This window comes from Niallia circulans, from assembly GCF_007273535.1.
Taxonomy (GTDB): Bacteria; Bacillota; Bacilli; order Bacillales; family Cytobacillaceae; genus Niallia; species Niallia circulans_B.
Window position 1 is genome coordinate 691,833 of sequence record NZ_RIBP01000001.1, and the last position, 13,374, is coordinate 705,206.

Sequence of the window (13,374 nt, forward strand, 5' to 3'; positions counted from 1 at the left end):
ATTTGTCGATAAAAAATAAGAATGAAACACCCTATTGGGATTTAACTTCTATTAAAGGATTTACATATTTGAGCCGTGTTTTACTTATAAAAGAGGGAGTTTTCTTTTTTTATAACTTGCGAGTTTTTAATTGTAGGAAATGAAGGAAAGCGTTACTATATAAGGGTAAAGATTCTTATAAGAAAGCCTTTTGCACACTATCCTCATCCACTGGCAATTAATGACTCAAAGGAACATAATTCAGGTGCAATAAATGACTTTAAAGAATTCGTTTAAAAGGTACGGAGGGTACAATATGGAGAATGGAGCACGTAATCTCATTGCAGATGACGAGAATAAAAGAGGAAACAGGTACAACAAGAACGGTAAATCAAAGCTTATTATCGGAATTGCCGCTGTTATTGTAGTTATTGGACTTATATTAGGAGGATTCTTCTATTATCAAAGCACTCATTTTAATTCTCAAATAAAAATTAACGGTATAAATATAGGCGGATTGACAGCTGACCAGGCTCTAAACAAATTAGGTTCAACTGAATACAAAAATGTTGTTTATATCGGAGAAGACAAAATCTTTGATGCAGAAGATACGAAAATAACCTATACAGATGATGACTTACCAAATATAATAAAAATGTTGAAGAGCCAGCGAACATGGCTGCCTTCCTCAGATGCAAAGGAATTTGAGCTGAAGCCAAGTAAAAATGCTTCATCATTCGCAGAAATAAAGCAACAGTTTCAAGATGAACTGACAGATAGAAATAAAAGCTTAACACCACCAAAGGACGCACAAGCTGAGCTTAAAGAAGGTGAAATTGTCATCACAAAAAGTGAAGACGGCAAGCAATATGACATTGACGGACTTCTTGAGCAATATGAAAAACAGCAATATAAAAGTGAAATCCATTTGGAAGCTGCATTTATAACACCAATTAAAGAGGACAACGAAATTGTCAAACAAGAAGAGGAAAAACTACAAGCCCTTTTGGCTCAGACAATTGATTATAAGGTTCAGGATAAATCGTATTCTTTAAAAGGCAGTGATGTCATCAAAAATGCAACGGTTACGAAGGATCTGAAAATTTCTGTTGATCCAAGTGATATAGAAAGTAAAGTTGCAGAGATAAATGACACTCAATCAACTCTAGATAAAAACTTTAGCTTTAAGACACATACAGGTTCCGTTATCCAAGTAAAAGGACAGGGATACGGATGGGCGCTTAATGAAGAACAAGAGGCTGCAAGTCTTCAAAAAGCCTTTGAAAATGGTGATAACTCCCATACTGCATCTAATATTTACGGACATGGCTGGACTAATGAAGGTATTGGATATGAAACAACCGGCAACAACGGGATAGGCGATACGTACGCGGAAGTATCCATTTCAGAACAAAAAGCATGGATTTACAAAAACGGAAAATTAATCGTAACAACAGATGTCGTAACAGGAAGACATAACACGAATGAAGATACACACAAAGGTGTATGGTATATCCTTTATAAACGAACACCATACACACTTAAAGGAACTTCTGTTGGCCATGGCGGAGCATATGAAGTAGAAGTTGATTATTGGGCGCCATTTACAAACGATGGCCAAGGCTTCCACGATGCTGGCTGGAGAACAAATTGGGCAAGCGATGCCTATTTAACAGCAGGATCTGGCGGCTGTGTTAATACACCAGCGAACATAATGAAAAAAGTGTATGATAATCTTGACACATACGAACCAGTTATTGTTTATTAGTTAAAACTAGAATCGAAATTATATAGAAAAGTTACTTTGTTAGTTATATAAAAACAAGGCAGCTCATTAAAAAAGACAATTAAGGGAGACTTGATTGTCTTTTTTTATTGCAGTTGTGTTTAGCAAGCTTGATATGAAGCAGCATGTTCTTAGCAATTATGAAAAGAGAGTAAAACAATCTTACAAATAAAAACTATTCGTATAAGACTCATTTTACGAATAGTTGTAGTGTGCAAATAATGAATCTATATAGTTATAAAGATAAGTAGCAAGTTTTACCGAAAAACTGTAAATAAAGATAAAATGAATTATGATCGCCAATAGTTTATAAATGAGTTTTATGATAGTTTAATAAGTCAGCATGCATAATATATAAGCTTCTTAAAAAATTCCGTTTTAGTTAACAAGCTTAAAATGATTTAACGTGTAGTTAAAATCAAAATGACTAAATATGAATTTTAAATTTAAACTACAGCTAGTTAATTCAAGTCATTTTAAACGATTAGACAAACTGAATTTGCATTGATATAAGTTTCAAAGATGCGATCTTATACTTTGCAAAGGTCATCAGGTAAACTTACTAAGTTACATAAATACAATTCAAATAATAAATCCTAATAAATTTGCTTAATTTTATAGCTTAATGGCACAAAAGGGCGTAAATAAAAGAATATACAACTATTCGTATAATACATCTTTTACGAATAGTTGTATTGGGTTAAATTTATTATTAGATTGAGGACAGCTTAGTTAACATAATGTCAGTAAACCACAATAATTATACCTGTTGCGCGGGTTTTAAGTCAGTTATATTCTAGAGTGATGTTAAGATGATTAATTGCTAAAACGCATATAATTTCTTATGTCGTAATTTGTCTAATACAGCTATTTGTTTCAAAAGTTAAATATTATAGCTTAAATCACAATACAACAATTTGTTAATAATAATCTTATTAAAAATTTTAAATCAATCACTGAAAAGATTGCTATCCAGCAGGTTTGATCAATAGTTAAACTACATAAATCAGTCACAAATACATTGAAATTGTCTGTTTGAAAGCAGACTTAAATCAATCCCCCTTCCCTTTTTTCCTGATGTCTTTGAATAATGGTACGTAATGTAATTAACTGGAGGAATTAAAGCGTAGCTATCTGTAAATCAAAGATAATGCTCATTAGCCAAATAACCAATATACAAATATCATTCAAATAAACAAACTTTACGATAATTAAATTATGTAAACTAGTATTCGTAAAAATTGTATTATACGAACAATTGTTCGGTAGTGTAAAACATTTTTTTGTTTACTAATAACACTTTCGTTTGCAAATCGAAATCAAATTTTGAATCTAACGTTGATTTTAAGCCTTTTTCCAGGTGTTTTGACATCATATCACAGCAGCTACCTCTCTGCCATAAATCAGGATACATTTAATAAGCGCTTCTACTCCAAGCAGAAACGCGAACAAAATGCGAACAGACGTAATTTAGTACAATTGCTGTAAAACCTCTGCCCTTTTTAATTGGTTCAATCGATTTTCTTGGTATTCCATTTGATACATTGCCGAAAAAAGGACATTTAATATGTAGTCAAATGCTATTTGCGAGGAATATGTAGCTATTTTTTCCACTTCCTTCGTTTCTAAGCGAGGCACTGTTAGGATAACATCAGCAAGCTTACCAAGCTCACTTTCTGGTATCGAAGTTAGGAGCAGAATTGGTACCTTATGTTTTTTTATTACTTGTGCTGCATGCAAATCATTTATAGATTTTGCATCATAACTAATGAATAAGGCACAGTCCTCTGGCATCAGGTTTGCTGCATTTAACGCCCATTCTTCCCGCTCCTTAGCAAGAATAGCGTACTTATTAATCTTCCATAGCCTATTTTGAAAGCCTTCCGCTCGAATATGCGAATCACCGGCAGCAAACAAAAAAATACGCTTGGCATGATATAAGTGCTTTGTCATCTCAAGTAGCGGTTCTTCTTGTAACTGATGATATGTCTCTTTAATGGCTTGCTGTGACAAATACATAATATCCTCGCTTATATTCATTAAATGCGAGTCACCTTCAAATGGGATATCTGGATTTATTTCTTTATCTAAATCAGCTCTTTGTTCAATCGACTTTAAAAGCAGAATCTTAAACTCCTTAAAGCCCTTTATTCCCAGCTTCTGCACAAACCGAATGATGGACGCATTAGAAGTGTATGTTTGCCGAGCTAATTCTTGAATGGATAACTTTTCTATTAAAGCTGTATTTTCTAAGATAAAATCAGCAATTGTTTTCTCTGTTGTCGTAAAATTTGTTTTGTTTTCAATCTGTCTTAACAACAAGCTTAAACGCTCCTTTACACCTGAACTATTGTTCCGGAAATCTCTCGAAAAAGAAATGAAATTCAGAACTATTTTACCTAAATAAGCGTTTCCATGATAGATGATAGTATTCTTCCTCTCCTCCCCCTATAATATAACTATCAAGAGTATTAAGGAGTGGAGATAATGTTAACAATTGGCTATATTGGCAATGGAAAAAGCACAAACCGCTATCATTTACCGTTCGTTTTACAGCGTGATAATATTAATGTAAAAGCAATTTTCCGTAGAAGTGCCGAGCGTGATGCTTGGGAGAAGCATCCTGGTATTAATTATACTACGAATTTGGATGAAATAATGAAGGATGAAGAAATTCAGTTAGTTGTCGTCAATACTGCGATTGAAGCACATTATGAATATGCAAAAATGGCTTTAGATCATAATAAGCATGTTCTTGTTGAAAAGCCATTTATGATGACAGCAAAAGAAGCAGAAGAAATTTATGCATATGCCAAAGAAAAAGGACTTTTAGTGCAGTGTTACCAAAATCGCCGCTTCGATTCTGACTTTTTGACTGCTAAAAAGATTATTGAAAGTGGAAAATTAGGCGAGCTGCTTGAAGTAGAAATGCATTATGATTACTTCAGACCACAAACTCCCGAATCTACACATACATTTAAGTACTATAATAGCTATTTATATGGCCATGGCTGCCATACAATTGATCAAGTAATTTCGTATTTTGGCAAGCCAGATCATGTTAACTATGATGTTAGACAGCTGCTTGGCACTGGCCGTATGAATGATTATTTTGACTTAGATTTTTATTATGACAAGCTGAAGGTTTCGGTTAAATCCAGCTTCTTCCGTTTGAAAGAGCGTCCAAGCTTCGTCCTTTATGGTAAAAAAGGTGTGTTTGTTAAACAAACAAAGGATCGTCAAGAGGAGCATTTAAAGTTATTTTATATGCCTGATAATGAAGATTTCGGAATAGATCTACCTGAGCATTATGGTGTATTGACGTATTTAGACGAAGACGGCAACTATCACGAAGAAAAGGTTGTTTCCGAAGTTGGTGATTATGGCCGCGTCTATGATGGCATGTATGAGGCTATTATTAATGGAGCAGACAAAATTATTAAAGACGAGCAAACCCTTCTAGCAATGGAAATTCTTGAAAAAGGAATCAGCTATTGTAAATAAGCACACAAAAAAGACCAACACGATGAAAGTGTTGGTCCTTTTTATATTAAATAAGTCCGTATTTCTTAAAGCTATTATAAATTCCGTCTTCATCATGGCGATCGGTAATATCGGCAGCTGCTTTCTTGACTTCCTCATTAGCATTGCCCATAGCAATCCCATATTGAACAAATGAAAGCATTTCAATATCGTTCAGCCCATCCCCAAAGGCAAACGTATTTTCTTTGTTTATGTTTAAATGCTGAATGATCTTTTCAATCGCAGTCGCTTTATGTATCCCTAATAACGATATCTCCCCACTATTTTCACCGAAAAACGGAACGGTGCTTGGAATAACCGTAAACATGGCTGAAAATTGTTGGCATATCTTCTCAATAGGATAATCAGAACCTAAAAAAGCTATCTTATTAATATCTTCTCTAACTACTACAGCTTCTTCTATTAGACTGTCATAGAAGGACTGCAGCCACTTCTGCAGCTCTTCTTTTGACTCTAGCTGAACTACTAGCAAAGAATCAATAATACCTCTTATCCTTTGTTTACAGCTCTTACTAGCAAATAATCCAGCATTTGATTCAAAAAAGAAATCGATTTTTTGCTCATTAAAATAATTGATCAATACTTGCAGGTCCTCTTTCACGAATACATCATGTGTTAATACCTTTCCGTCAAGCTCGATATAACCGCCTGCAGCGCCAACAATGCCATCAAAACCAATATCTAATACCTCTGGAAACAAAATTGATTTAGATCGACCTGTACATAAAAAGACTAAATGACCGTTGCTCCTAGCTGTTTGTATTGCCTGAATAGCTGAATGAGGGATTATCCCATTATCCGTTACAAGTGTTCCGTCCACATCCATAAAAATAATTTTTTGCATGTCCACACCCGCTTTAATTTAAGTTTTTAATCTAGTCTACTACTAAAAATTATATCATTTATGCAAACAGAAAAATTATCCATTTGGTAAGAAAAGTTCTTGCAAATGTATGATATGTTGCGGATAAAGTGATATAATAAAATAGTAAGTACATATGTTCCCTATTGAGGTCTATGAGAGGTGGGAAGCTCCCCCTCCCTATCTATAAATAAAAACGAACAGATCTTTTTACCCTGATAAGAGGTGTGATAATGGCAATAACGAAACAACATGAAATGTATGAAAAGAGGCTCCAGGTATTGCTGAAGGAAATGCCTTATTATGTCGTTGAATATGTGGACGACAAATTGGATATTCGCTCCCCTCTCACTTTATTTAATTATGTTCGGGATTATAAGGAATTTTTCTCTTGGCTGCTCGCAGAGAATATTGTGACATGTCCAACAATAAAGGAAATCCCTGTTACTGTATTAGGAGAATTGCCACTTGCTGACGTGCAAAATTATTTTAAGTTTGCGGCAAGGAAAAAATATAAAATAACTGAAAAAGACGATGTTACGAAAAAAATCAGTCCGAAAACAATCAACAGACAAAAGTCTGCATTGCGGTCGTTGTTTAATTACCTCTCTTTAGAAGCAGAGGTCGACGGTGGTGAACCGTATTTCCACCGTAATGTCATGAAAAAAATTCCGATCAAAAAAGTGTCCGAAACATTTAATGAACGAGCAAAGAAAATTACCGAAAAGATTTTTATTAATGACAATGATGTCGAGTTTTTGGACTATATTGAGAATCATTATGAAGAAACACTTACCACAACAGAACTCCGCTATTATAAACGTGATAAGGAACGGAATTTTGCGATTCTTTCCCTCTTTTTAGGCAGTGGAATTCGTGTAAATGAATTGACCTCCCTGCGCTTAAAGGATGTTGATATCACAGCAGGTGAAATCAGTGTCATTCGTAAAGGCGGCAAAAAGGATACCGTGTCTGTTACTCCCTCTTCGTTAAAGGATGTAATAAAATATTTAGAAGTAAGAGCAACTAAGTATAAGGCTGGCAGTGGCGAAAATGAGTACTTGTTCATTAAGTTGTATAAAGGCAACCCAGAGCCGTTAACAAATAGAGCGGTCGAGGATATCGTCTATAAATATACAAAGTCGTTTGATAAGCGAATGTCTCCTCATAAGTTACGTCATACGTATGCTACAAACTTAGCAGAGCATACGGGCGGTGATATTCCCCTTATCATGAACCAATTAGGCCATACGCAATCAGACATTTCCCTCCTTTATATTAATACATCAAGGGAAAAAGCGAAGATGGCTGCGGAATTACTTGATAAAAGACGGCAAAATAAAGACGATTAACAGCAAGGCACTCCGCCAAATATGGAGTGCCTTTTCCTTTTGTTTCTTTAGAATTTAGTGTACCGTCCCTCATCTCTACTAACGAAGGTACTCTCTAATCAAATAAATGACCGTTTATTTATTTAATAACCGTTATCTCTCTCTGTAAAAATGCCCAATTTTGCGGTGCTGGTAAATTAATTTGCCAAAATGTTGTCCCTGCTAATTGATTTATATCTATCACTTTATACTTTTCCCTATAGCTTCTTATATCCTCGAACCAGACAATATGCTCGATCGTCCCAGAAAAGTATTGATACCAAGGTGATTGTGCTACCGTATCATATTGAATTGTTGTTCCTAATGAAATGGCATTATTCTGTGCTGCGAGAACAGACAAGCCTTTTGTAACATTCGTGGAAACTTCTTTGTCATATCCATATAAAGCCATCGCAATCAATAGCTTTTGCGGACTAACTAAGCTAAGTGCGTATGCCACGACCTGTTCGACAAATCCAATTGGCGAAACAGCATCAGGTGGACCGCCTGGATAGCCGTAATCAAGTGTCATGACCGCCATAAGATCGGCTGTTTGGCCGATAAAGGCATAATCATACCCGCCAACGATTCTATTTGTCGGCAGGTCAGCGGTTTTAGCATGCACATTCACTTGTAAAATCAATGCTCCTAACTGCTGTTTTAATGCCAGTATAAACGAATTAAATTCTTGCCGTCTTGCTGGCGGGACAAATTCTAAATCGAGGCTGACTCCACCAAAACCACGGGTTATTGTTAAATTAACAATACTATCCACTAAGTTTTGCCGGTATGTGGCATTTTCTAAAACTGCTCCAGCTAAGGCTGCATCAAAGCCTGTAGTGGTGAAATTTCTAATCATTAATAACGGGTTTATATTTATTTGCTTGCATCTTGTAATAAGTGCAGTATCATCTGCTTGGACATAAGCATATCCTTGTGCAGTAAAACTATAGTTGGCGATGGCGATATAGGTCAGTTCATTTGCAAGTGCATCAATAGTCGCAAGATCTGTGACCGAGTTGGAAGGCAGGATAAATCCTATTGTGCTGATGGAGAGTTTGGTTACGGAAGGGATATTAAGCACTTGGTCTATTTTTAATGCAGGTAAATTAACCTCAGGATTTGCGGCAGTTATCGAGGAAATCGATGTGTTAAAGCTTTGCGCTATATTCCAAAGTGAATCTCCGCTCTTTACTTTATAGGCACGAACTGGCAATGTATTATCCGGAATGTAGAGAGCAAGCCCTGGGACAATTGAAGCAGGTGTTAGTAAACCATTTGTAGTGATAATTGTATTTATATCTATATTATAGCGTGCAGAAATAGACCATAGATTCTCCCCGCTCTCCACAACGTGAACAGTCATTTAACATCACCCCCTATTTTATTTATATGGGGCAGTTTTAATAATATACGGGTTTTATCATATGGTCTTCTTTCCTATTACACACTAAAAAATTACAGCAAATGACTGTTTCCCTGCAGGAAGAATTGCGATTGCTCGTAATTGTAGGTAACCTTTGAAAAATCAAATGGTTGACCATTTGTTAAATGAAAAATACTTTCTGCACACAGTTTAGGGTCCCCGCTTTGCAGACCAAGTAAGCCTGCCTCTTCTTCCTGCAGCTTGCCGACTTGAAGATACATATCAGAGAATCCTACCTTCAGTCCCAATCCTTCTGTAATGTAATGAAAAATGGATTCGGAAATGATTTCTTTATTCAAATACGTGATAATGCCTTTATGGTAATAAGATTCCTCTAAACATAATGTTTGGCCATTAATATAACGAACCCTTTTCACGTAATAAACCTCATCTGTCTCACGCAGATTCAAGCTTTGGGCAGCCTCAAGTGTCGGTTTTCTAACGTCAAAGTCAATGATTTGTGATGTTATTTGATAGTCCTCAAGATCTTTTTTAAATCCCTGATTAGAAAGGAGACTTATATAGCCTTTTCGATGATGGCGTCTAACAAAAATCCCGCTCCCTCGCACTTGGAAGATAATGCCCTTTTTCTCAAGCAGCTCAAGCGATTTAGTAATCGTGCTTTTGCTGACCTCGTACTGGTTCATTAATGCTTCGATAACAGGCAGCTTATCACCTTGCTGAAGCGCGTTGTCTTCAATGTATTTTTCTATTTCTGTTGCAATTTGCTGATACTTTAGCATAATACATTCCCTCTTATTTAGTCACTTAAACAGGATTATAGCATAAATCAGCGAAAAACTCATTTTCTATTATTCACGCATAAAATAATTTGTTGGTACTTGATAAATTATACCGATACAATTATAATGTAAGCGTATAAAGCATGAAGGAGGGGTACAATTTGGCAGGAAATGTTAGAGATTATCCGAAGCTGGCCAAGGATATTTTAGAAGCTGTTGGCGGTGAGGAAAACATTGTTGGAGCGACGCGCTGTGCCACAAGGCTGCGCTTAGTTTTAAAGCGTTCTAATCCAAAAGCAAAAGAAGAAGTATCTGCTATGCCAGGTGTTGTGACAGTTGTAGAAAACAGCGGTCAATTTCAGGTTGTTATCGGTCAGCATGTTGGTGAGGTTTATGAGGAGTTTTCGAGTCTCATAAACTTAGATACAACAACCGACGCACAAGCTGAAAATAAAGGGACGATCCTTAACCGGATTATCGCCACAATGTCCGCCGTGTTTGCACCATTTGTGTACATATTAGCAGCTGCTGGTATTCTGCAAGGTTTACTAATTATCATAAGCTTATTGTTTGATAGCTTCGCAGAATCTGGTACATATCAAGTATTCAGCTTCATCTCTTGGGCACCATTTACATTTTTACCGATTTTCATTGCCATAACCGCTTCCAAGCATTTTAAGACAAACATGTATATCGCAGTAGCCTGTTGTGCTGCATTGGTGAGTCCTACTTGGGCAGAAATGGCAGCGCAAATTTCTGAAGGTTCAAACATTAGCTTTATCGGAATTGCGTTAACAGAAACAACTTATACATCCTCTGTATTGCCACCGTTGTTTCTAGTGTGGATCTTATCGTACTTGGAGCGCTTCTTAAACAAGCGAATCAATGAAGTGATAAAGCCATTATTTGTTCCCTTTTTCAGTTTAGTAATTATGGTACCGTTAACAATCGTGCTTATTGGTCCTTTATCAACAATGGGTGCAAACGGAATTGCAAACGGCTATAACTTCTTAGCAGAAAATGCGCCTATCGTGGCAGGTGCTATCATCGGCTCTTTATGGCAGGTTATCGTTATATTCGGTGTCCATTGGGGCGTAACGCCGATGGTATTAGCTAACTTTGATTTGTATGGAAGAGACTCCTTCCAGGCATATCAAACAATCGCTGTTATCGCACAGGTTGGTGCAGTACTTGGTGTGATTTTAAAAGCGAAAAACCAAGAAACGAGAAAAGTCAGCATCTCTGCTGGAGTGACTGGGGTTTTCGGGATAACAGAGCCAGCGATTTACGGAGTTAACCTGCGCTTTAAGAAGCCATTTATCTTTGGCTGTATTGGCGGCGGTATCGGAGCTATCACAGCGAGCTTCTTTAATCCATATTACTTTGCTTATGCAGGACTACCAGGTCCATTAACAATCGTAAATGGTATTGATTCAGAGTATCCATCATCTGTGTGGGGAATTCTTATTGGGTCTGCGATTGCGATCATTCTACCTGTTGTTTTAGTGCAAATCTTTGGTTATGGTGAAAAGCAAGAAAGCACGAAGACGACAGAAAAACAACCAGAAGCTGCAGCAGCTGCGAAAGAGATGGCAGCAGCAGCTGAAAATGAAGTAACAATTGCATCCCCGCTTAGCGGCAAAGTAATACCTCTAACTGCTGTGCCTGATGAAGTGTTCAGCTCAGGTGCAATGGGTCAAGGTATTGCAATTGAACCAACAGAAGCAAAAGTGTATGCTCCTTTTGAAGGAACGGTCGTAATGGTTGCACCAACTAAACATGCCATTGGATTGAAAGCAGAAAACGGTGTTGAACTATTGATTCACATTGGTTTGGATACAGTGACACTTGATGGCAGTCCATTCACCGTCAAAGTAAAAGATGGAGAAAAATTCAATAAAGGTGATTTATTAATTGAATTTGATAAAGACTATATCTTGGACAAAGGCTTAAAAACGATTACACCTGTAATCATTACAAATTCCTTTGCTTATGAACAAATCATTAGTGAGAATTTGGAAAATTGTACATTTAATCAAAAATTGTTTACTGTAGTTAAATAAGGAGGAAGACAAATATGAGTAAATTACCGAAGGATTTTCTATGGGGCGGCGCACTTGCTGCACACCAATTTGAAGGCGGCTGGAATGCTGGTGGAAAAGGCCCAAGTGTTGTCGATGTTATGACAGCAGGTGCACATGGCGTAGCACGAAAAATTACCGATACAATTGAGGAAAATGAGTTTTATCCAAACCATGAAGCAATTGATTTCTATCATCATTATAAAGAAGATATTGCCTTATTCGCAGAAATGGGCTTAAAGTGTTTGCGAACGTCTATCGGCTGGAGCAGAATTTTCCCGAACGGTGACGAGGAAACACCAAATGAAGCAGGCTTGCAATTTTATGATGACGTGTTCGACGAGCTGTTAAAGCACGGAATTGAGCCTGTTATTACCCTTTCTCACTTTGAAATGCCGCTTCATTTGGCAAGAGAACTTGGCGGGTTCCGAAATCGTAAAGTAGTCGATTACTTTGTGACATTTGCAGAGGCTTGCTTTGACCGCTACAAAGACAAAGTGAAATATTGGATGACTTTCAATGAAATCAATAACCAAATGGATGTTGATAACCCACTATTCCTTTGGACAAATTCAGGTGTTACTGTTCAAGAAGGCGAAAACCCAAAAGAAGTTATGTACCAAACAGCCCATCATGAGCTTATTGCAAGTGCCTTGTCTGTAGCTGCTGGTAAAAAAATCAATCCTGAGTTCCAAATTGGCGCAATGGTTTCACATGTACCTATTTATCCATTCTCTTGTAACCCAGAAGACATCATGCTTGCAGAAGAAGAAATGAGACAACGCTACTTCTTCCCTGATGTCCATGTACGCGGTGCTTATCCGAAATACGCTTTAAAAGAATTTGAAAGAGAAGGCTATAACATCAAATTTGAAGAAGGCGATGACGAAATCCTGCGAAATGGTACTGTTGATTACTTAGGCTTCAGCTACTATATGTCAACAACGGTGAAAAGTGATGTCGTCAATGACAACAGCGGTGATATCGTGAACGGTGCCTTGCGTAACGGTGTTGAAAATCCATATATTAAATCAAGTGACTGGGGCTGGGCAATTGATCCGACGGGCTTACGCTATACACTTAATCGTTTTTACGATCGCTACCAAATCCCTCTTTTCATTGTAGAAAACGGTTTTGGTGCAATTGACACAATAAGTGAGGATGGCTCTATTCATGACCCAGAAAGAATTCAATATTTAAAATCACATATTGAAGCATTAGAAAAAGCCGTTGAGTATGATGGTGTGGATCTAATTGGTTATACTCCGTGGGGAATCATTGATATCGTTTCCTTCACAACAGGTGAAATGAAAAAACGCTATGGCATGATTTATGTGGACCGTGACAATGAAGGAAACGGCAGCATGAAGCGTTATAAAAAAGACTCCTTTGCTTGGTATAAAAATGTTATTGAAACAAATGGTGAAGAGCTGTAAAAAGCAGACAATGAACCACAAGAACCTGAACAATATTAGTTCAGGTTCTTTTCTATATACCGCAGACTTACTATGTCATTTAATAAAATTTATCCATTTCCGTCATACTTTGCTCATGTTTTCATCCTATAATTTACTTATAACACCG

At 36.8% G+C, this 13,374-nt stretch carries 9 protein-coding genes; 5 read left to right on the top strand and 4 right to left on the bottom strand.

The annotated features are described in order from the left end of the window. Positions 1-295 precede the first annotated feature (295 nt). The gene (locus tag CEQ21_RS04360) at positions 296-1,747 is read left to right on the top strand and encodes a L,D-transpeptidase (protein WP_185763422.1); all 1,452 of its coding nucleotides are present in this window, start codon (positions 296-298) and stop codon (positions 1,745-1,747) included. Positions 1,748-3,235: 1,488 nt separating this feature from the next. On the opposite strand, the gene CEQ21_RS04365 is transcribed toward CEQ21_RS04360, so the two are convergent. After that, positions 3,236-4,087 (bottom strand): MurR/RpiR family transcriptional regulator, encoded by an 852-nt coding sequence (locus tag CEQ21_RS04365; protein WP_185763423.1) that lies wholly within the window; start codon positions 4,085-4,087, stop codon positions 3,236-3,238. Positions 4,088-4,252: 165 nt separating this feature from the next. Between CEQ21_RS04365 and CEQ21_RS04370 the strand changes: the two genes are divergently transcribed. Further along, positions 4,253-5,269: a Gfo/Idh/MocA family oxidoreductase gene (locus tag CEQ21_RS04370; RefSeq protein ID WP_185763424.1), complete on the top strand. Its 1,017-nt coding sequence runs from the start codon at positions 4,253-4,255 to the stop codon at positions 5,267-5,269. Positions 5,270-5,315: 46 nt separating this feature from the next. Here the strand turns inward: CEQ21_RS04370 and CEQ21_RS04375 are convergent, their stop codons facing one another. Continuing rightward, on the bottom strand, positions 5,316-6,152 hold the full coding sequence (locus tag CEQ21_RS04375) for a Cof-type HAD-IIB family hydrolase (RefSeq protein WP_185763425.1): 837 nt from the start codon (positions 6,150-6,152) through the stop codon (positions 5,316-5,318). A 251-nt stretch (positions 6,153-6,403) separates the two neighbouring features. On the opposite strand from CEQ21_RS04375, the gene xerS reads away from it, so the two are divergent. After that, complete coding sequence (gene xerS, locus CEQ21_RS04380; RefSeq protein WP_185763426.1) at positions 6,404-7,522, top strand: tyrosine recombinase XerS; 1,119 nt, start codon at positions 6,404-6,406, stop codon at positions 7,520-7,522. Positions 7,523-7,640: 118 nt separating this feature from the next. On the opposite strand, the gene CEQ21_RS04385 is transcribed toward xerS, so the two are convergent. Further along, positions 7,641-8,906 (bottom strand): LysM peptidoglycan-binding domain-containing protein, encoded by a 1,266-nt coding sequence (locus CEQ21_RS04385; RefSeq protein ID WP_185763427.1) that lies wholly within the window; start codon positions 8,904-8,906, stop codon positions 7,641-7,643. Positions 8,907-8,998: 92 nt separating this feature from the next. Further along, on the bottom strand, positions 8,999-9,709 hold the full coding sequence (locus CEQ21_RS04390) for a GntR family transcriptional regulator (protein WP_185763428.1): 711 nt from the start codon (positions 9,707-9,709) through the stop codon (positions 8,999-9,001). A 161-nt stretch (positions 9,710-9,870) separates the two neighbouring features. Here CEQ21_RS04390 and CEQ21_RS04395 point away from each other — a divergent pair, with 161 nt between their 5' ends. Both CEQ21_RS04395 and bglA read left to right on the top strand, forming a co-directional pair. After that, positions 9,871-11,772 (top strand): beta-glucoside-specific PTS transporter subunit IIABC, encoded by a 1,902-nt coding sequence (locus tag CEQ21_RS04395; protein ID WP_185763429.1) that lies wholly within the window; start codon positions 9,871-9,873, stop codon positions 11,770-11,772. Between the two features lie 14 nt (positions 11,773-11,786). Continuing rightward, complete coding sequence (gene bglA, locus CEQ21_RS04400; RefSeq protein ID WP_185763430.1) at positions 11,787-13,226, top strand: 6-phospho-beta-glucosidase BglA; 1,440 nt, start codon at positions 11,787-11,789, stop codon at positions 13,224-13,226. Positions 13,227-13,374 lie beyond the last annotated feature (148 nt).

Coding starts and splice junctions, on each gene's coding strand:
- CEQ21_RS04360 (WP_185763422.1), top strand. CDS start 296: ATGGAGAATGGAGCACGTAATCTCATTGCAGATGACGAGAATAAAAGA.
- CEQ21_RS04370 (WP_185763424.1), top strand. CDS start 4,253: ATGTTAACAATTGGCTATATTGGCAATGGAAAAAGCACAAACCGCTAT.
- CEQ21_RS04375 (WP_185763425.1), bottom strand. CDS start 6,152: ATGCAAAAAATTATTTTTATGGATGTGGACGGAACACTTGTAACGGAT.
- xerS (WP_185763426.1), top strand. CDS start 6,404: ATGGCAATAACGAAACAACATGAAATGTATGAAAAGAGGCTCCAGGTA.
- CEQ21_RS04385 (WP_185763427.1), bottom strand. CDS start 8,906: ATGACTGTTCACGTTGTGGAGAGCGGGGAGAATCTATGGTCTATTTCT.
- CEQ21_RS04390 (WP_185763428.1), bottom strand. CDS start 9,709: ATGCTAAAGTATCAGCAAATTGCAACAGAAATAGAAAAATACATTGAA.
- bglA (WP_185763430.1), top strand. CDS start 11,787: ATGAGTAAATTACCGAAGGATTTTCTATGGGGCGGCGCACTTGCTGCA.